The 21223-nt window shown below is 62.6% G+C and carries 10 protein-coding genes; 4 read left to right on the top strand and 6 right to left on the bottom strand.

All coding sequences use genetic code 11. From position 1 onward, the window contains the following. Window positions 1-31 precede the first annotated feature (31 nt). Both ACTD9P_RS16920 and ACTD9P_RS16915 read right to left on the bottom strand, forming a co-directional pair. On the bottom strand, window positions 32-1585 hold the full coding sequence (locus ACTD9P_RS16920; RefSeq protein WP_438868590.1) for a DUF726 domain-containing protein: 1554 nt from the start codon (window positions 1583-1585) through the stop codon (window positions 32-34). A gap of 87 nt (window positions 1586-1672) precedes the next feature. Then, the gene (locus tag ACTD9P_RS16915; RefSeq protein WP_438868589.1) at window positions 1673-2455 is read right to left on the bottom strand and encodes an AraC family transcriptional regulator; all 783 of its coding nucleotides are present in this window, start codon (window positions 2453-2455) and stop codon (window positions 1673-1675) included. 99 nt (window positions 2456-2554) lie between these two features. Between ACTD9P_RS16915 and ACTD9P_RS16910 the strand changes: the two genes are divergently transcribed. Further along, entirely contained in the window at window positions 2555-3427 is an 873-nt protein-coding gene (locus ACTD9P_RS16910) for an EamA family transporter (protein WP_438868588.1), read from the top strand. A gap of 81 nt (window positions 3428-3508) precedes the next feature. Beyond that, the gene (locus ACTD9P_RS16905) at window positions 3509-3910 is read left to right on the top strand and encodes a RidA family protein (protein WP_438868587.1); all 402 of its coding nucleotides are present in this window, start codon (window positions 3509-3511) and stop codon (window positions 3908-3910) included. On the opposite strand, the gene ACTD9P_RS16900 is transcribed toward ACTD9P_RS16905, so the two are convergent. From ACTD9P_RS16900 to ACTD9P_RS16885, 4 genes are all read right to left on the bottom strand, one after another. Continuing rightward, a complete protein-coding gene (locus tag ACTD9P_RS16900; RefSeq protein WP_438868586.1) occupies window positions 3900-4796 on the bottom strand; it encodes a LysR family transcriptional regulator in 897 nt (298 codons plus the stop codon). The two genes, ACTD9P_RS16905 and ACTD9P_RS16900, sit on opposite strands and share 11 nt — an antisense overlap. Before the next feature lie 19 nt (window positions 4797-4815). Next, complete coding sequence (locus ACTD9P_RS16895; protein ID WP_438868585.1) at window positions 4816-5121, bottom strand: XRE family transcriptional regulator; 306 nt, start codon at window positions 5119-5121, stop codon at window positions 4816-4818. Beyond that, window positions 5114-5479 carry a type II toxin-antitoxin system RelE/ParE family toxin gene (locus tag ACTD9P_RS16890; protein ID WP_438868584.1) on the bottom strand — a complete coding sequence of 122 codons (366 nt, stop codon included), beginning with the start codon at window positions 5477-5479 and terminating at the stop codon, window positions 5114-5116. Before ACTD9P_RS16890 ends, ACTD9P_RS16895 begins: the two co-directional genes overlap by 8 nt. 215 nt (window positions 5480-5694) lie before the next feature. Next, a complete protein-coding gene (locus ACTD9P_RS16885) occupies window positions 5695-18366 on the bottom strand; it encodes an autotransporter-associated beta strand repeat-containing protein (protein ID WP_438868583.1) in 12672 nt (4223 codons plus the stop codon). Between the two features lie 302 nt (window positions 18367-18668). On the opposite strand from ACTD9P_RS16885, the gene ACTD9P_RS16880 reads away from it, so the two are divergent. Beyond that, on the top strand, window positions 18669-20477 hold the full coding sequence (locus ACTD9P_RS16880) for a monovalent cation:proton antiporter-2 (CPA2) family protein (protein WP_438868582.1): 1809 nt from the start codon (window positions 18669-18671) through the stop codon (window positions 20475-20477). Window positions 20478-20549: 72 nt separating this feature from the next. Further along, complete coding sequence (locus tag ACTD9P_RS16875; RefSeq protein ID WP_438868581.1) at window positions 20550-21107, top strand: DcrB/PsbP domain-containing protein; 558 nt, start codon at window positions 20550-20552, stop codon at window positions 21105-21107. The last annotated feature ends 116 nt before the right edge of the window (window positions 21108-21223 follow it).

The raw sequence follows: 21223 nt of genomic DNA, 5'->3' as shown, positions 1-21223 counted from the left end.
AGGCAAACACACAAGTCAGAGCCGCAGCTTATCAGTCCGACGCGACCGTGCGCATCACCGTTTCCCGGGGCAAGTCGAACGCTTCGACGACTTGCACCACCAGGTCCATCTCCTGGTTCAGCGCTTCGCGTTCCATGCGTTGGCGAATCATGCCAATCACCAATACCGCCAAGGTAGTAATCGAATACGCCGGGCCGGAGAACGCGCGCACGCCCGTGACCAGTAACATCGCCGCCGCCAGCGCCTGGCCCACCACCGGAATTGCCGTGGCCGCGCCGCGCCGCAGCATAAACCCGGTGAACCCCGCCAACGCCGTGCCGCTCAGGGCGGTGGTGGCCGAACGGCCAAGGTCGATGCGTTGGAACAGGCCCTGCTCTTTTTGCGCGGCGGCATTGAGCTCGGCGTCGAAAGCCTGGCGGTCGGCGCTGCTGAGTTTGTCCTTGTACTGCTCAATCAGTTTTTCCGCGACCAGTGCCTCGATATCCGCCAGCACCACGGCTTCAAGTGGCTCATCGAACTTGATGCCCAGCCGCTGTGCGACATCTTCGGCGATCTGGCGATAACTCACGCCATGGCCACGGGCGAGGTTCATAAAGCTGTCACCGCCCATGCGTTGCAATTCGATAGCCAGTTTCAGCGGTTCACGCACATCGGCGTCGATCGAGGCACTGCGTTTTTGCGCCATCAACTCAGCCAGAAACTTAAGCTCCTCGGGGCGGGCCTGCACCAAGGCCGGGAACAGTTCCACGTCTTCCTCGGCAAACCGCACTTCGCTGCTACGCAGGTCGGCGCGGATCAGGCCACGCCGCTCCTGCAGCAGGTCGGTGTACTGCACTACTGTCTTCAGCTGCGGCCAGTAGGCGGCGTGGTCGAAGGTGGCCAGGTGCACATTGGTGACCTTGGCCTTGAGCGCGGGCGTGACGTCGATCGCATAGCGGCCAATGCAGCGCTCGGTGTCCGGCTTTATCGCCAGCGCCCAGTCCTTGCTGGAGTAGCAGTTGATCACGCGGCCCTTGAGGGCTGCCGACACTTCATCCCAGGGGCTGGACGTACTGATGGCGCCGCCCATCAGCAACACGTTGTTGAGCGGCAATTGGCGGGCGACCTCGGGGCTGGCCAGCAAACTCTTGACCAGGATACGCGCGCCGAGGGAATGCCCGATCAGGTTGATGCGCCGCACCGGCAGCGACTCACCCTTCAGGTAATGGGCAAGTTCAGGCAACAACGTCTTGGCCACTTCATCGACACGCGCCTCGACACTTTTGTAATGGTCGAGAAAGTAGGCAATCGCACGGCCCACACCTACCGTTGCCGCGCCCAGGCCGCCACCGCCAAGCATTGCGGTAATCACATCTTTAAAGGGAGCAAAAAGGTTTTCCAGAAAGTGACCCGCCGGCCAGAACAGCATCAGGTTGGTCGAGCCTTCGATGCTTGCCAGTTGTTGCGTGAAATTGCTCAGTTGCTGGCGGTTGAAGAAGGCCGAGTAACCGTGAACATAGAGATTGAGCACATCCCCCTGAGGCTCGCCACACAACAGGAACGTGGGCTTGCGGGTGCGGTGCATTTCATCCCACTGGTGCTGCATGGGCCGGTGACTCCTGGTGACGGTGGGCGGCGATAGTAACAAAGCATGGCGGCATGCAAGGTGAATCCTGACCAGCGTGTGAGTTTTTCAGAACAACGACACGGCCCTGGACTTGGCCAGGTAGCGCGCCGGGGAATCGCCCAGGTGCCGGCGAAACATCGCGGTGAAGGCGCTGGGGCTGCTGAAGCCCAATGCAAACGCGACCTCGGTGATCGAGGCGCCATGGCTGAGCTGCGCAGTCGCCTCCAGCAGGCAGACTTGCTGGCGCCAGGCCACGAAGGTCATGCCGGTGCTTTCCTGGAAGTGCCGGGTAAAGGTGCGCCGACTCATGCTCGACCACTGCGCCATTTGATCGAGAGACACGGTTTGCGCAGGCGCGTCCAGAAAACGCTGGCAAGCCCGTGCCAAACGCGGTTCAGCGGGCAATGGCGCACTCAGGGGCAAAGCCGGCAACCTGCCGATTTCGTCGATCAACAGCGTCAATACGCAGTGCCGCCGCACCTCGGACGTTGCCGATGCCCCGCACGTCAATGCGGCTTCCAAAAGATGCCTGAGCAGTGGCGACACCTCGAACACCTGGCAGTGGCCCTGCAACCCTGCGCGCTCGGCCGCTTGTGCATCAAGGTAAGTATTGAGCATCACCACATCGCCGCGCATGTGCATTTCATGGGCAATGCCACCGGGCACCCAGACGGCCCGCTGCGGCGGCACCACCCAATTGCCCAGGTCGGTGAACATTCTTAACGCGCCGGTGGAGGCATAGGCAAACTGGCCACGCGGGTGCGTATGCCGGGCAAACACGCTGCCGGACGGGTATTCACGCAGGGTTACGAGTGCTTCGGGGTCGTTGTCGTCAAAGGTCGGAATCATGGCCCGATCTTGTCAAAGTATGACCTGACATAGCAAGCGGGCCATTCGCCTGAGCCCTAGCATTCACGCCTTTGAAGCAACGGGTTCAAAGGAACGTCCATGCATAAGAAACACCTGGTACTTGCCCTCTTGGTCACGCTGGCCTGGGGGCTGAATTTCCCCATTACCAAACTGGGCCTGCGGGCCATCGACCCGTTTGTACTCACCGGCCTGCGCTTTGCCCTCGCCGCCTTGCCGTGGGTGTTCTACATCAAGCGCCCCGCCGTGCCATTCGGTTATGTGGCGGCCTATGGCGTGATCTTCGGCCTGGGCATGTGGGGTGTGATCAACTACGGCATCCAGCTTGGGGTGAGCCCGGGGATTGCCTCTTTGCTTATCCAGCTCAGCGTGTTTTTCACCCTGGGTTGGGGCTGTGTGTTGTTCAAGGAGAAAATTCGCGGCGCACAGTGGGCCGGGGCTTTTTTGGCCTTGATTGGATTAGCCGGAATCATCGCCAACCAGCAAGGCGAACACGCCGTGCTCGGCGTGCTGATGATTGTGTTCAGCGCACTGGCGTGGAGCATCGGTAACGTCATCATCAAGACGTCCGGGGTTAAGGAAATCTTTTCCTTCATGGTGTGGGCCAGCCTGTTTCCGCCAATCCCGCTGTTCCTGATGGCCTGGTGGGTACACGGCGATGCGGCGTTTGCAAGCCTGCCCGTCAACCTCGACCGCACGGCCGTATGGTCACTGCTGTTTCAGGTTTACCTGGCCACGCACTTTGCCTACTGGGGCTGGAATACCTTGCTCAAGGCATACCCAGTGTCCACGGTAGCGCCGCTGTCGCTGTTGATTCCGGTGTTCGGCATTGCCAGTTCGATGTTGATACTGGGCGAGCACGTTGGCAGCGCGAACCTGGTCTTTATCACAGTGATTATCAGCGGTTTGGCAGTCGGGCTTTATCGCAAACCGATTGTGCATACCGGTAGATAGTCATGGCAAAAATTTGGGATTTTGTTCGTGTATTCGATCTATTAGCCTTCGTCGGGTCTTGTACTCAACCGAGGAAATACCATGAGCATGCCCGAATTTTTCGTCACCCCCGGCTATGGCGACACAATGCGCGAACGCCTGCACTATTCCCAAGCAGTGAAAATCGGCAACCGCGTAGAAACATCAGGCCAGGGCGGCTGGGACGATGAGTTCCAGATCCCCGCCGACCTCAGCGAAGAAATCGCCCAGGCCTTTCACAACCTGGACCGCACCCTGGCCACCGCCGGCGCGGGTTGGGAGCATGTGATTCACATCAACTCCTACCATGTGGGTGGGTTTGCACCTGAGGTCAACGAAGCAATGGTGCAGCAATACCGGCGCTATATGCCCAACCATGCGCCGATCTGGACGCAAGTTGGCGTCGAAGCCCTGGGGCTGCCAACCATGCGTGTGGAGATACGCGTCACCGCGATTATTCCCTGATCCCGAACGTGCGGATCACCCACTCGGTAAACACCTTTAGCCGCGCACTCTGATGGCGGTTAGGTGGGTAGAGGATATGCAAAGGCGTGGCCGGGCGTAACCAACCCGGCAGCACCTCGACCAACTGGCCGGTGTCGAGGTAGTACTGCACGATCGACTTGAAGTGCTGCCCCACACCCAGGCCCGCGAGCAGCATTTCCTTGAGGCCGTTGCCTTCGTTAGTCGAAAAGGCGCAGTCGTTGACCTCGATACGTTGCTGGCCCTGCTCAAAAATCAGCGGCTCCGGCTTGCCCGACCCGGCAAAAAAATAGCCGACCCTGAGGTGGTTGTTTACAAGGTCTTCGGGCGAACCTGGCAAGCCCCGGCGCGCCACGTAACTGGGTGCCGCACAGGTCAGGTATTCAAGGTCGGCCACCTTGCGTCCGATCATCGCCATGTCTTCCAGCTTGCCGGCACGAATCACGCAATCGGCGCCCTCCCCGACGATATTCACCGCACGGTCGCTGATGCCCAAGGCGATGGTGATATCAGGGTACTCACGATGAAAGTCCACCAGCGCCGGAATCAACAGGCAATTGGCAAACGAGGCCGGTGCGTCCACGCGCAGGTGCCCGCCGGGCTTGAGGATCTGCCCGCGTGCGGCGCTGTCCACTTCATCCAGCTCAGCCACCAGCCGTCGCGCATGGCGGTAATACTCCAGCCCTTCAAGCGTGGGCGCCAGGGCGCGGGTGGTACGGTGCACCAGTTGGGTGCCCAGGTGTTTTTCCAGGTCAGTGATGAGTTTGCTGACGGTGGAGCGTGGCAGCGCCAACTGGTCGGATGCGCGGCTGAATGAACCGGTATCGACAACACGGACGAAGGCGCGCATGGCCAGGAGCTGATTCATCTGGGTGGTCCACTGTGACTTAGTGAGCGAAGTTGTCGATCTTGACCTGGCCATCCGGGAACGTCGCAATGATTTCCAACTCACCACCCATCGCCCGGATGTAGTCACGCAACGTGCTGATGTACATGTCGGTGCGCCGCTCCATCTTGGAAACCGCCGCTTGGTTGATATTCAACGCCTTGGCCAGGCTTTCCTGGCTCAACTGTTGGGCTTTGCGCAGCTCATGCAGGGGCATCTCCTGGAGGTGCTGGCGGAACAGATGCTCGGCCTCGGCACGCGACTGCGGGGTCATGCGCGCTTGAAGTTCAGCGAATTTTTTAGCCATGGTGACGGGCCTCTCTACGCAATGTTTGTAAATGGATGTCGTACACATTTTCGGCCAAGGGCACATGCACCTCGTACCACCTGGAATCGGCGGCTTTATCGCCGCCGATCAGCAGGACAGCGCAGCGCCTGGGATCAAATGCATACAACACTCGATAGGGCCGGCCGGCATGCTTGACCCGCAGTTCCCGCAGGTTGCCATGCCGGGAACCCTTGATATCACTGGTGTGGGGGAAGCCCAGCCCAGGCCCGAAAAGCCCCAGCAGATCAACGCTGGCAGACACAGAGACTTGCTCCTTTGCGCCCAGCTCATCCCACCATTGTGCGAATTCATCCGTGTATTCAACGTCCCAGTCCATGCGAATATGCCACCTAAGGAATATAAACTCAAGGGCATACTTTAGATTCGGACAAGGCAGTATTGCCAGCCGGGTTCCAGGCGAAATTGTTTGTACATCCTTCTGACCAGACGCAGGGCAACAACCCCGCCACCTGCGCAAAAAATCGAATAGCGTTAAGAAATATTTCCCAAAAAAAACCGCCCTTTCGGGCGGTTAAAAGTACTCGGCTTTGATCAGAAACCGAGGGAGAAGCTGATCGTCATCGCATGGTCTTTATCGTTGCGCGACAGTTGGCCGGAATAGCCCAGGCCCAACTTGCCATTCTGACTGATCTGGTAGTCCAGGCCCGCTTCCACCACCGCGCTGTCCTTGGCGATCGGCACACCTTGGGTGCTGAACGATGCGCCGCCGTTGACAAAGCTCAGGTCGGCATCCGGCTTGGTGTCGCCAAAGGCATGACGCCAGCCGATGCTGCCCCGTGGGGTGATTTTCGAGCCGTTGCCCAGGGTGATGGTCTGGCCGATACGCACGCCCAGGGTCGAGAAGGTCACGTCCTGATCGGCATCGCCGCGCAGGGCCGCCGAGCCGCCTTTTTCCTTGAGGGTGTCGCTGTCGTAGTTGACGTAAGCCAGGCCGGCGAACGGTTCTACCACCACCTTGCCGGTTTCAATGGTGTAGCCCACTTCACCGAACACTTGTGCGCTGCGCGCTTTGTAGTCGGCTTTGAGGCGTTGGCCTACGCCGCCTACGGCCACGTCGCGTTTGCTTTCGATGTCGTGCCAGCTGTACGCCACGCCCATGCGCGCGGCGAAGGCTTCCTGCTGGTACGCGGTGTAGGCCATCAAGTGGTAGCTGTCGACGTCGGCGCTGGAGCTGCGGCGCTTGGCGTCCAGGTCGCTGCGGGTGTAGCCGGCGGCCACACCGACGCGCCAGGCGTCATCCACTTGCTTGTCAGTGCCGAGCAGGAAGCCGCCGAGGTTGCGGTCCAGCTTGGCGGTGTTGCTGTCGCCGCCCATGTGGCCCCAGGTGCCCAGTACGCGCATCCAGCCGACCATCTCGCCGTGGCAACCGGCGCTGCTCAGGCGGTTTTCGCTTGGCGCGAGGCTGTTGCGTGGGTCGTCTTCGCGGTAGCAGCCGGGCTGGCGCAGGCGCTCGTTGACGGCGTCACGCACGTAACGCGAATCTTCGAGCATGGCGCTGGCGGTGCTGGCGTGAATTTCCCCAGACAGGCTGTCGAAGGCGGCGCGCGCCCCGGCGGCATCGGAGTTGAGCAGCGCGTTCTGCACCGTTGCGCCACCCACCGCAGCACCGCTGTCCAACGCGGCGGCCACGCCACGTTGGTTACCGGTAGCGGCCACGCTGGCGTAGCTGACGTTGTTGCGGCTAACCGCCAGCGCCACCTGAGTTGGGCTGTAGTTCAACGCGGTATTGAGGAATGCCAGGTTCTCCAGGTTGGTGGTGCTGAAGGTGCCGTTTACCGCGCTGGCGGTCAGCAATGTGTAGGTGGTCGGGCCGGCGTACGGCGCCAGGTTGACCACATTTAGCGTACCGCCCAGGTTCGCCGTACCACCGACGGCCAGGGAGCCGGTTGACGACGGGGTGATGAGCAGGTTCAGCGCACCGGTGCTGGCGTTGGTGAAGTTACCGGCCACCGTCAGCTTGCCGCCATCAGGTGTCACATTGCCGTTGTTGACCAACGCGCCGACGCTGCCGTTACCGGTCAGGCCTGCACCGTTGGCGACAGTCACCTGCCCACCGAACACCGTGCCTGGATTGGCCGCGTTGCCGACTTGCAATACGCCCTGGTCCACTGCCACCGTGCCGCTGAATGGCTGGTTGCCGGTCAGCAACAGCGCGCCTGCGCCTTGTTTGGTAATGCTGCCGGTTCCGCTCAATACGCCATTGAAGGCGCCGTTAGTGGGTTGGACAAACAGCAGCCGCGCATTGTTGAGGATGCGACCCTGCAAGCTCAGCGTGTTACCGGCCAGCGTACCGCCACTGACGGTCGTGCCACCTGCGTAGGTGTTGGCGCCGGTCAACAGCAAGGTGCCTGCATCGAGTTTGTTGATCGCCCCGGCCCCCACGATTGGCGCAGCCACTTCGGTAGTGACGCCCGAATTGACACGCACCACTGCGGTACCGGTTGGCGACAACGTGCCACCAGCGCCTGCTGTCAGCGTGTAACCAGGGTCAAGGAATTGCAGGCCAGTAAAGCCTTGATTACCGACCACGGTGACCGTACCGCCCTGCCCGCCGAATACGGCGAACTGATTGTTTGACGCCTGGCCCTGGGTACCGGTTGGATCGGTCCAGTTGGTGCCTGGGCCCCAGGTGCCGCTGCCGCCGGTGATGGTGCCGTCCGGGTTGGTGGTGCCGCCGTTCCAGAACTGGATTTGCCCCGGCGTGGTTTGCACCAGCAGGTTCAGTTGGTTGGCCAGCGCCGTTTGCAGGCTCAGGTTGCCCAGGCCGACCGGCAGCGAGCCGAGGGTCAGGCCGTTGTCGGTCAAGGTGCCGCCGTAGCGGAACAGTTGATAAACGCCGAGGCCAAAGCCACCGGCATCGGTCACATTAAGGGTGCCGTCGAGGGTCAGGTTGCCCGCCACATTCACCGCCGTGGTGGACGCGCCAGGTGCGCCGAGGGCGAAGTCCAGGGCAGTACCCGACGACAACGCCAGCGAACCCACCGACAGCGGCGTTGCCACCCCGGCCTTGAGGGTCGAGCCATCGGCCATCGTCACCGCGCCGCCCAGGCTGCCGCTGCCGCCAAGGGTTGCGCCGCTGGCTACCTGCACCGCTGCGCTGTTCAAGCTGCCGTTGACCAGCAAGCTGCCGGCGTTGACGTTGGTGTTGCCGGTGAAGGTGTTATTGCCGCTCAACAGCAACGCGCCGGTGCCGGTTTTATTCAGCACGCCTGCGCCGGTAAGGTTGCCGGTGTAGGTGCCATCGGTGCCTTGCTCGAAGGTCAGGGCCGCATTGTTGGCAATCGCGCCTTGCAAGCTGTTGGTGTTGCCAGTGGTGGTGCCGCCGTTGAGCGTGGTGCCGCCGCTGTAGCTGTTGGCGCCGGTCAACAGCAGCGCGCCGTTGCCGTTTTTCACCAGGCTACCGGTGCCGCTGACCACGCCGTTGAGGGCCAGGTCATGGCTGCCGGCCAGGGTCAGCGGGCCGCCCAGGCTGATGGCGTTGGCCAGTTGCAGGTCGGTGCCGCCATCCAGCGCCGCAGCGCCGCCGACGGTGAGCGCGCCGCTGCCCAGTGCGGCGTTATTGCCCAGGCTCAGTTGGCCGGCATTCAGGCCGGTGCCACCGCTGTAGGTGTTGGCGCCGTTGAGCGTCAGGGTCGCCGCGCCTTTTTTCAGCAGGCTGCCATTGCCGCTGATACCACCGTTAAGCGTCAGCGCATTGCTGCCGCCGATGGCCAGTGCGCCGTTAAGTACCGCAGCGTTGCCGAGTGTAACGGCGGCGTTGCTGTCCAGGGTGGTGCCGTCGGCCGCCGTCAGTGCGCCACTGCCCAGCGCGCTGCTATTGCCAACTACCAGCGTGCCGCCATTCAGCGCAGTGCCGCCGGTGTAGGTGTTGGTGCCGTTAAGCACCAAGGTGCCCGTGTCGAGTTTGGCCAGGGTGCCGGCGCCGCCGAGGGTGACGCCCAAGGTTGCGGTGGTGTTCGGATCGACGCGAATCGCCGTGTTGCCGGTGCCGCCGTTGACCAGGTTAAGCACGCCTGCCGTACCGGAAGCCAGGTTGTAGCCATCGGTGACGAACTGCATGCCGGTGATGTATTGCGTACCGTCAACCGTCACGTTGCCCGCTACGCCCTGGAACACTGCAAAGCTGTTGTTCCAGTTCTGGTTCAGGGTGCCGTCAACGTTGGTCCAGTTGGTGGTGCCCGTGCCCCAGGTGGCGGTGCCGCCGTCGATGGCGCCGTTGCCGATCAGGTTGGCGCCGTCCCAGAACTGCACGGTGGTGTTGGGCGCAGTCACCAGCAGGTTGACCTTGTTGTTGATGGCCGTCTGCACTTGCACATCGCCCGGAATCACGCTGCCCGGCAAACTGCCAAGAGCCAGGCCATTATTGGTGAGTGCCCCGCTGTAGTTGATGATGTTGTAGACGCCACTGCCAAAGCCACCGATATCAGTGACATTGAGCTTGCCGCCCAAGGTCAGATCGCCGCCGACATTCAGCAACCCGCTGCCACCGCCCACCACCGGTACACCGAGGCCGACGTCCAGGTTGGCGTTATTGCCCAGCACCAGCGAGCCCACCGACAGCGTGCTGCCGGAAGTCAGGCCGATATGCCCGCCATCGGCCACCGTCACCGCGCCCGCCAGCGAACCAGTGCCGGTCAGCGTCGCGCCGGTATTGACCGCCACCGTGCCGCTGGCCAGTGAGCCGCTGACATTCAAGGCGCCGCCATTGACGTTGGCCGCGCCGCTGATGCCATTGGCGCCGCTCAGGTTGAGCACACCGCTGCCGTTTTTATCCAGGTTTCCGGCACCGTTGAGCGTGCCTGCGAAAGTGTTGTCGAGGTTGCTGCCACCCACCGCCAGCGTACTGCCACCCGCGACTTGAACAGCACCGTTGCCGGCCAAGGTATTGACGCTGGCGTTGCCGCCCAGATTGAGGCTGGCACCGCTACCGACGTTGACGCCGGAGGTGTTGCCCAGCGCGCCGTTACCCACTGTGGTCACACTGCCGCCGAGCACATTGAGTGGGCCGGAGAAGGTGTTGTTACCACTGAGCAGCAAGTCCGCCGCGCCATTTTTGATCAGCGCCGCACTGCCCGCCAGCACGCCGGCCAAGGCCAGGTTGTTGTTACCGGCCACACTGAGGTCGGCATTCAGGTTGAAGGCGTTCGCCAGTACCAGCGGCACGCTGTTGTCCAACGTACTTGCGCCAGTGACGGTCAAGGCGCCCGTACCCAAGCCCGTGGCATTGCCGACCGTCAGCGTACCGGCCGCGAGTGACGTGCCGCCGCTGAAGGTATTGGCGCCGTTGAGGGTCAGGTTGGCAGTGCCGTTCTTGATCAGCGCTCCGGTGCCATCGACCACACCGCCAAGCGCCAGGTCGTTGCTGCCAACCACGGTCAGCGCAGCATTGAGCGTGGTGTTATTGGCCAGCGCCACTGCGGCACTGGTATCCAGCGTCGCTGCGCCGTTGACAGCAAGATTGCCGGTGCCAAGTGCCGAACCATTGCCCAGTACCAAACCACCCGCGTTCAGTTGCGTACCGCCGAGATAGGCATTGTTGCCGTTGAGTGTCAGGTTGCCCGCCCCGCTTTTAGTCAGGCCACCGGCGCCGCTGACCAGCCCATTGAGGGTCAGGTCGGCGCTGCCGAGAATGCCCAGGTTGCCCGCCAGGTTCACGGCATTGGCCACGGTGACTGCACTGCTGGTATCCAGCGTGGTGCCGGCCGCCGCATTCAACGCGCCGGTACCCAGCGCCGTGTTGGAAGCCAGGATCAGCCCGCCAGCATTCAACGCAGTCGGCCCTGCATAGGTGTTGTTGCCGCTCAAGGTCAGGCTGGCGATACCATTTTTGATCAGGCTGCCGGTGCCGGCCACAGTGCCGGCCAGGGTCAACGCGTTGCTGCCGCCGACCGTCAGCGTGCCGTTGACGTTCACAGCATTGGCCAGGCTGACAGCGGCATTGCTGTCCAACGTGGTGCCATTGGACGAGGTCAACGCACCGCTGCCCAATGCGCTGTTATTGCCGACCACCAACGTACCGCCATTGAGAGCGGTGCCGCCGGTGTAGGTGTTGGCGCCGTTGAGTACCAAGGTGCCCGCATCCAGCTTGGCCAGGGTGCCGCCGCCATTGAGGGTGACGTCCAGGGTGGCGGTGGCATTCGGGTCAACGCGCACGGCGGTGTTGCCACCCGTGCCGTTGAACAAGGTCAAGGCCCCCGCCGTGCCGCCGACCACGTTGTAGCCGTCGGTGACGAATTGCAGGCCGGTAATCGCTTGGGCGCCGTCCACGCTGACAGTACCAGCAGCGCCTTGGAAGACCGCAAAGCTGTTTGGCGCCCAGGCGGCGTTGAACGAACCGTTAACGCCGGTCCAGTTGGTGGCGCCGCTTGTCCAGGCACCGCTGCCGCCCTCGATGCTGCCATTACCGGTGGTTTGGCTACCGTCCCAGAACTGCACGGTGGTGTTGCCGTTGACCAGCAGGTTGATCTGGTTGCCGATTGCTGTTTGCAGGTCCAGGTCGGTGGCCGGGATATTCACCGGCAAGCTGCCCAGCTGCAGGCCGTTATTGGTCAGGCCGCCGGTGTAGTCGATCAACCGGTAGATACCGGGGCCGAAGCCACCGATATCGCTGACATTCAGCGTGCCGTCCAGGGTCAGGTTACCGCCCACATGAATCAAGGCCGTGCCGCCGGTAGACGGCGCGCCGAGCCCGGCATCGAGGTTGGAGTTGGCATTGAGTACCAGCGAGCCAAGCGTCAGGGTATTGCCCGAGTTGACCGCCAGGTGGCCGCCGTCGGCAATGTTCACACTGCCCAGCACACTGCCGGTGCCGCCGAGGGTGGCACCGCTGGCGACGCCCACGTTCACACTGGCCAGCGAGCCGTTGACCAGCAGGCTGCCGACGTTGACCTGGGTGTCACCGGTCAACACGCTGAGGCCGCCGAGGGTCAAGGCGCCACTGCCGATTTTGTTGAGACCGCCCAACCCGGCGAGTACGCCGCCGAACGTGCTGTCGAGGTTATTGCTGCCGACACTCAAGGTGCTGCCGGTGCCGACTACGGCCACGCCGTTGCCGGTGAGTTCACCCAGGCTGGCCGAGCCGCCGAGGTTCAATTGCGTACCGCTGCCCAGGTTGACCCCGGCGCCTGCGCCCAGCGCGCCATTGCCCACGGTGGTCAGGCTGCCGGCTTGCACATCGAACAGGCCGGAGAAGGTATTGTTACCGGTCAGGGCCAGGTCGCCAGTGCCGGTTTTGATCAGATTGGCGCTCCCTCCCACCACACCGGCCAGCGTCAGGTTGTTATTCAGGCTGCCCACCGTCAGGTTGGCGTTGAGGTTGACCGCATTGGCCAGCACCAGTGGCGTGCCATTGCTAAGGTTGGCCGCACCGCCCACCGTCAGGGCGCCCGTCCCGAGCGCTGTCGCCGTGCCCAGGGTCAAGGTACCCGCATTGAGGGTGGTGCCGCCGCTGTAGGCATTGACGCCATTGAGGGTCAGGTTGGCCGCGCCGTCCTTGACCAGCGCGCCGGTGCCGGTGAGCAAGCCGCCGAGGGTGAGGTCATTGTTGCCTGCCACCGTCAAGGCCGCATTCAGCACAGCACCATTGCCGATGCTCAGCGCGCTGCTGTTATCCAGCGTCGACGCGCCGCCGACGGTCAGGTTGCCCAGGCCCAGCGCGAGGTTGTTACCCAGGGTCAAGGTGCCCGCGTTCAGCGTCATGCCGCCAAGGTAGGTATTGGCGCCATTGAGGATCAGGTTGGCTGCACCATTTTTTGTGAGGCTGCCAGCACCATTGATTGCACCGCCCAAGGTCAGGTCAGCCGTGCCGCCGATACCCAGGTTGCCTGCCAGATTGATCGCGTTATTGGCAGTGACCGCCGTGCTGGCATCCAGTGTGGTGCCGCCTGCGGCATTCAACACGCCAGCGCCCAAGGCATTGTTGGCGGCCAGGATCAGCCCACCTGCGTTCAGGGCCACCGGCCCCAGGAAGGTGTTATTTGCGCCCAGGGTCAAAGTGGCCGCGCCGTTTTTGACCAGGCCGCCAGCGCCGCTGATCCCGCCATTAAGAGTCAGTGCGTTGCTGCCCGCGACGGTGGTGTCGCCGTTCAAGAGCACCGCGTTGCCCAACGTAACCGCGGCATTACTGTCCAGTGTCGTCCCGGCCGCTGTGGTCAACAGGCCGCCGCCCAGTGCGGTATTGCTACCGACGATGAGCGTACCGCCATTAAGCAAGGTGCCGCCGGTGTAGGTGTTGGTGCCGTTAAGCACCAGGGTACCGGTGTCGAGCTTGTTGAGGGTGCCGGCGCCATCGATATTGACGCCAATGGTCGCAGTTGCGCCGGGATCAACACGCATCGATACATTGCCGGAGCCACCATTGATCGCGGTCAATTGCCCGCCCACACCGCTGACCAGGTTGTAGCCATCGGTCGCAAACTGAAGACCGGTAAAGGCTTGCGGGCCTTGCACGGTGACGGTGCCGGCAGCGCCGGTGAATACCGCAAAACCGCTGGCCCAAGGTGAGTTGGTCAGGCCATCGGCCGACGTCCAGTTGGTACCGCCCGCAGTCCAGATGCCGGTGCCGCCATCCACCACACCGTTGGCGACAGCTTGGCTGCCGTCCCAGAAGCGAATATTGGGCGCCGACACCACCAGGTTGACCTGGTTGCCGACCGAGGTTTGGACCAGCAGATCGCCCAGGCCATAACCCACGGGAACACCGGCTACCGTCAGCCCACCGGTCAGGCCGCCGGTGTAGTTGATCAGGCGATAGGTACCCGCGCCAAAACCACCGGCATCGGTCACGTTCAGGTTGCCGGCGAGCGCCACGTTACCGCCCACATTGAGCAAGGACGTGAGGGATGGCGCACCGAGGGCAACATCCAGGTTGCCACCGGCGACCATATTCAGCGCGCCGGCCGACAAGGTATTGCCGCTGCTCAAGGCCAGATGGCCGCCGTTGTTGACATTCAACGCACCCAATAACGAACCGGTACCGGTCAGCGTGCCGCCGTTGTTGACGTCGACCTGGGCACTGGCCAGGGAACCACTGAGGTTCAAGGTGCCTGCATTGATCGCCGTGTTGCCGGTGACGCCATTGATGCCGGTAAGGTTGAGGGTGCCGGTGCCGACCTTGATCAGCCCGCCCGTACCACTCAAGTCACCATCAAACGTACTGGTGGTGTTGACCCCGCCGACGGTCAAGGTGTTGGCGCCACTCAGTTGCACGCTGCCGCTGCCGCTCAAGCCGGCCAGGCTGACGTCGGCGGCCAGGTTGACCCCGGCACCTGCACTTACGTTAACCCCGGAAGTGCTGCCCAAGGCATTGGCGTTGAGCAGTGTCAGGCTGCCGGAGACCACGTCCACGGCGCCGGTGAAGGTGTTATTGCCGGCCAGGGTCAGGTCGGACAAGCCATTTTTGATCAGGGTGCCGGCGCCACTGACCACGCCGTTCATGCTCAGGTCGTTGTTGCCGGCGACTGTGAGGTCAGCGTTTAGCGCAATGGCATTGCCGAGGCCAAAGGACGCGCTGTTGTCCAGGGTCGCCGCGCCGCCGACGGTCAAGGCACCGCTGCCCAGGCCATTGGTGCTGCCCAGGGTCAAGGACCCGGCATTGAGGGTGGTGCCGCCGCTGAAGGTGTTGTTGCCGTTGAGGGTCAGGTTGGCCAGGCCATTTTTGGTCAGCGGCCCAGTCCCACTGAGCACACCCGCCAGGGTCAGGTTATTGGTACCGCCTGCCGTCAACCCGGCGTTGAGCACAACGTTGTTGCCCAGGTTGAATGCCCCGCTGCTGTCCAGCGTCGACGCGCCGCCAACGGTCAAGTTACCCAGACCCAGGGCTGAGTTGGAGCCAGCCGTGAGGGTGCCAGCATTGAGCGTGGTGCCGCCGAGGAAATTGTTGGGGCCGTTGAGTAACAGGTTGGCGGCGCCGTTTTTGGTCAGGCTGCCAGCGCCATTGATCGTACCGGCCAGCGTCAGGTCGGCGGTGCCGCCGATGCCCAGGTTGCCGGCCAGGTTGACTGCGTTGTTCAACGTGGCAGCCGCGTTGGCATCCAGCGTGGTCCCGCCTGCCGCATTCAAGGCCCCGGCACCCAGCGCGCCGCTCGCCCCCACCACCAGCTTGCCGGTATTCAACGCCGTGTTGCCCAGGTAGGTGTTCGCGTGGTTGAGTACCAGGTCGCCCGTGCCGTTTTTGATCAGGCCGCCGACGCCGGCCACCGTGCCGCCCAGGGTCAGTGGGTTCACACCGGCGATGGTCAGGTTGCCGCCCAGATTGACGTTGTTGCCCAGGCTCACCACTGCACCGCTTTGCAAGGTGGTGCCTGCCGCCGCGTTCAACGCGCCGGTGCCGATTGCCGTGTCAGACCCGACCACCAGCGCCCCGATATTCAGCGCAGTGGGGCCGGTGTAGGTATTGGCACCGTTAAGCACAAGGTCGGCCGCACCGTTTTTAATCAGGCCGGCTGCACCGCTGATGACCCCACCGAGGGTCAGCGCATTCGCGCCGCCCGCGGTCAGGTTGGCATTCAGGGTAATTGCGTTGTTAAGGCTCAGCGCCGCAGTACTGTCCAGGCTGCCCGCGCCCGCCACGGTCAGTGCGCCAGTGCCCAGTGCCGCAGCGTTGCCCAGCGTGAGGCCGCCGGCGTTCAACAGCGTGCCGCCTTGATAGGTGTTGGCAGCACCGAGCACCACGTTGGCCACGCCGTTTTTTATCAGCGCCGAAGTGCCGCTGATCACGCCGCTCAATGTCAGTGGGTTGGTGCCGACCAGGGCCAGGTTGGCGCCCAGGTCGATAGCATTGGCCAGGTTGACCCCACCGCCGTTGTCCAGCGCTGCAGCGCCGGTCACAGTCAATGCACCAGTCCCCAGCGCGCCGCTGTTGCCAACGCTCAAGGTGCCGGCACTGAGCGTGGTACCGCCCTGGAAGGTGTTCGCGCCGTTGAGGTTCAACGTCGCGGCGCCGTTCTTGGTGAGGCCGCCGGTGCCGCCGACGACGCCAGTGAGACCAAGGTTATTGCTACCGGCAATATTCAGGTTGCCGGTCAGGTTCAGCGCGTGGTTGACGATCAAGACTGCGCTGGAATCCAGGGTGGTGTTGTCAGCGGTGTTCAAGCTGCCGCCAATCCCCAGAGCCGTGTTATTGCCGAGCGTGAGGGTGCCGGCATTGAGGTTGGTGTCACCGGTAAAGGTGTTGGCACCGCTGAGCGTCAAACCGGCGGTGCCGTTTTTATTCAAACTGCCCGTGCCGGAAATCACCCCGCCCAGGCCGAGTGCCTGGCTGCCGCCCAAGGTCAGGGCGCCGGTCAGGTTGACCGCGTTGGCGAGCGTGACCGCCGTCGTGGTGTCCAGCGAAGTACCCGCAGCCGTGTTCAGCGCGCCCGTACCCAGAGCAGTGTTGGAGCTGAGCAGCAAGCCGCCGGCATTCAGCGACGTAATGCCGGTGCGTGTGTTGTTGCCGGCCAGGGTCAGCAGGCCCGCGCCGGTTTTGGTCAGGCCGCCAACGCCGGACATCACACCGCCCAAGGTCAGTGGGTTGGCGTTGACCAGGCTGAGATCGCCGGTCAAGACCACGTTGTTGCTCAGTAACGAGGCGCCGCTGGTGTTCAGGCTGGCAGTGCCCGTCACATTCAGGTTGCCGCTGCCCAAGGCATTGTTATTGCCCAGCACCAGGGTACCGGTGCCCAGGTTGGTGGCGCCGCTGAAGCCGGTATTGACGCCATTGAGCGTCAGGCTGCCCGCGCCGCTCTGGGTAAGCCCACCGTTGCCGGTAATGGCGCCGTTCAGGTTCAGCGTACCGGCCACATCGGTGATCAGGTTGCCGGTAAGGGTGAGCGCGTTGGCAAGGTTGACAGTACCGGGCGCCTGCAAGGTCGTTGCCGCCGTGACGTTAACAGCGCCGCTGCTCAGCGCCAGGTCATTGCCCAACTGAACCGAACCGCCGGACAGCGTGGTGGGGCCGGTGAAGGTGTTGGCGGTATTGAGGATCAGTTGACCGGTGCCCGCCTTGGTCAAGCCGCCGGTGCCCGAGAGCACGCCGCCCAGGGTCAGCCCGGTAGTGGCGCCCTGCACCGTCAGCCCGCCGGAGCCCAGCGTGAGCAAGTTAGCCAGCGTCAGGTTGTTGGCCGTGGCTTCGATAATCCCGCCATTGGCGGTGATTGCCCCGGTACCGAACGTCGCACTGTTATCGAACTGCGAAATGCCGCCATTGAGCGTTGTGCTGCCGCTGACCAACGGCCCCTGCAGCGTCCAGGTGCCACCGTTGATGGTCAGGTTGTTGAAGTTGACATAGGTGGCGCTGGACGCCGTGCCGGTGCCGCTGCTACCGGTGGCGCCGGGGTTTTGCAGGATCAGGGTGTTGCTGCCGTTTGCGCCGCCATCCACCTGGCCGGTGGGGGCAAACGTCAGGTTCACACCTATCAGACCGCCAAGGCTCAGGCCAATACCGCCGCCCGAGGACACGCTCGACCCGGTCACCGCAGTAAAGGTGTTAGTGCTGTTGGCACCCATCGACACGCCGCCGGAAATCGTCCCGGTGTTGACGAACGTGTTACCCGCAGCTGACGTCTCGAAGGCAACCCGCCCGGTGAGCGTACCGCTGTTGGTCATGTTGACCTGGCCGCCACCCTGCACGGCGACCACTGGCGTGTCAGAGGCAAACAACGAAAGCCCCAGCAACGAACTGGACCCCAGGGTGCCGGCGTTGGTGAGGTTGGTGGTGCCCCCGACGCCATTGGTGACGTTCAGCGCCGCACCACTCAGCGAAGCCAGGTTGAGCCCAAGCAACGCGCCAGTACCGCGGATGATACCGGTGGCCGTGTTGGTGATATTCATCGTACTGGCCGCGGTATTGCCCACCACCACACCGCCACTGAGCACGGAAACAAGCCCGAGCAGCGCCGGGTCGATGGTGCCGGAATTGTTCAGTGTCGTGTTGTTACCGATCAGGTTCAACGCAATGCCGCCCAGCGTTGCATTGAGCTGCGCGCCCGGGTTGACGTTGACCGTCAGGTTATTCACCGCACTGGAAAAGGTATTCAGAAACAGCGGTAACGACGGCACCCCCGTGCACGTCACCGTGGCACCCGCCGTGGGGCTGGCGGGCGTACAGGCCGCCATCGCCGGCTGGCTCGACAAGCCAATCAACATCCCCGCGACACCAAGGCGGATAGCCAGGAAAAGAGGAGAAATACGAGGTACAACGGCAGTAGCAAGTCTTTTATCCACGCTCAACTCCTTGTGGTCCAAGCCTTTCATCCATGTATGCGTAGAAGCTCAACCTGATTGACCCACACGCATCGAATTCGAGATACCTGACCGTGGTGACAACTGATCCAATTTGTCGAAACGGTAGTAGACCTACAGAAAAGTCATTGAATTAAATGGTATTAATACTTTCGTAAACTCCCTGTCAGAATGGGATTACAGCCAGCATCCATTGACTTTCGCGACATAAATACAAGTTTCCAAATGTAAAAAAAGCGCTAATAGCGCCCTGTCGATTCGCTCTAAAGATCTGGGAGATCTCAATGCCCCATGAAGGCAACCTGTTACAAGCAGCCGTGGTGTTCCTGCTCGCCGCTGTGCTGACCGTGCCTTTGGCCAAGCGCCTGCAATTGGGCGCCGTGCTGGGCTATTTGTTTGCCGGTGTGATCATCGGCCCGTCGGTGTTGGGCCTGGTTGGCAACCCGCAGAGCGTGGCGCAGTTTTCTGAACTGGGTGTGGTGTTGCTGCTGTTTATCATCGGCCTGGAGCTGTCGCCCAAACGTTTATGGGTGATGCGCAAGGCGGTGTTCGGCGTCGGCCTGGCTCAGGTGGTGCTCACCGGTGTGGTGATGGGCGTGATGGCGTTGTGGCTGTTTGGTCAGCCATGGAACAGCGCGATCGTGCTGGGCCTGGGCCTGGCGCTGTCCTCCACGGCGTTTGGCCTGCAAAGCCTGGCCGAACGCAAGGAACTCAACCAGCCCCACGGGCGCCTGGCGTTTGCCATCCTGCTGTTCCAGGACATCGCGGCGATCCCGCTGATCGCCATGGTGCCGCTGCTGGCCGGCAGCGATCACCCGACCACCGAAGCCCAGGGCGTGCAGCACGTGCTGCAGATTCTGGGCAGCATCGCCGTGGTGATCATCGGCGGGCGTTACCTGCTGCGCCCGGTGTTTCGCATCGTTGCCAAGACCGGCCTGCGCGAAGTGTCCACCGCCACCGCGCTGCTGGTGGTGATCGGCACCGCCTGGTTGATGGAACTGGTGGGTGTGTCCATGGCCCTCGGTGCGTTCCTCGCCGGGCTGCTGCTGGCCGACTCGGAGTACCGCCACGAACTGGAATCCCAGATCGAGCCATTCAAGGGCCTGCTGCTGGGCCTGTTTTTTATCAGCGTGGGCATGGGCGCCAACCTCAGCCTGCTGCTCAGCACGCCGCTGATGGTGATCGGGCTGACCCTGCTGCTGATCGGCCTGAAACTGCCGCTGCTGTACGCCGTGGGCCGGCTGGTGGGTGACCTCAACCGCGAAAGCGCTTTGCGCCTCGGTGTGGTACTGGCGGCAGGCGGTGAGTTCGCCTTTGTGGTGTTCAAGATCGGCCGCGACCAGGGCCTGTTCGAACCGCACCTTTACGATGTGCTGGTGCTGACCATCACCTTGTCGATGGCGGTGACGCCGCTGCTGTTGCTGGTGTGCCCCAAGCTGTTCAAACACAAGGCCAAGACCGTGGAGGTGCCGGAGGAATACCGCACCATCGAAAGCGATGCGCCCCGCGTGGTGATCGCCGGCATGGGCCGTATGGGCCAGATCGTCGCGCGGATCCTGCGCGCGCAAAACATCTCGTTCATTGCCCTCGACACCTCGGTGGAAACCATCGAGCTGACCCGCAGCTTCGGCGGCATGCCGGTGTTCTACGGCGACCCGCAGCGCCCGGAAATCCTGCATGCGGCCAAGGTCGACCAGGCCGAGTTTTTCGTGATCGCCATGGACGACCCGGAAATAAATATCAAGACCGCGGCCCTGGTGCGCAGCCTCTACCCGCACATGAAAATCATCGCCCGCGCACGTAACCGCCAGCACGTTCACCGCCTGGTCGACCTGGACGCCTCGCCGGTGCGCGAGACCTTCTACTCCAGCCTGGAAATGAGCCGTCGCACCCTGGTCGGCCTCGGCTTGAGCCAGGCCCAGGCCGATGCGCGCATCGATCGCTTCAAAAACCACGACCACCAGTTACTCGCCGCTCAACACGCGGTGTATGACGACGCGGCCAAAGTATTGCAATCGGCCCAGGAAGCCCGCACGGAACTGGCGCGGCTGTTTGAGATGGACCGGATCGAGGAGGAGTCCGACAAGGTGTGAGCCTATGGGTGAACGATATAGCGAAATTTCTGACAGAATACGCCGCAACTTCGTTCATCCCTGGAGCGCTTCATGGCCACTTTCACCAAGACCGCCGTCCTGCTGGCCCTTGCGCTTAGCGCCGGTAGCGTGTTCGCCGCGAGCAAGCCCGCCGCTACACAGACCATCTCGACCTTGGGCGGCAAGTTCACCTTCAACCTGCCCAAGGCTTACGTCGCTGACACGTTGCCGACTGGCAAGGTCGAGGATGGCACCGCCGACACCCAAGGCACGCTGTACGCGAACTCGACCACAAAAAGTGTCGTGATCGTCGCCGAAACCGTGCGCAACGATGGGGCAACCATCAAGGACAATGACCCGCAGTTTCTCGATGGTGCCGTGGCGGACTTCGTCAAGGACCAGAGCGCGGCCCTGCCCGACTTCAAGAAGCAAAACGAGAAGAAGCTGACCTTCAAAGGCCTCGGCCTGCGCCAGGTGGACAGCACGGCTACCCAAGGCGGTGGCAAGACCCTGAACTCCACATTCCTCGGCGGTTCGGGCAACCATCTGCTGGTGATCCAGGCGATTTCGCGGGCGGATGATGTGAAGGGACATGCTGAACTGGTGAAGCAGATTACCGGCGGCAAGTAACCCAACTAAGAGACAACAAATATCAAATGTGGGAGCGGGCTTGCTCGCGAATGCGGTAGCTCAGTTACAGATGAATTGACTGACACACCGCATTCGCGAGCAAGCCCGCTCCCACA

It is taken from the genome of Pseudomonas onubensis (genome assembly GCF_965653655.1).
GTDB lineage: Bacteria > Pseudomonadota > Gammaproteobacteria > Pseudomonadales > Pseudomonadaceae > Aquipseudomonas.
Note: the sequence above shows the minus strand (reverse complement) of the source record. Positions and strands in the feature narration are given on the sequence as shown.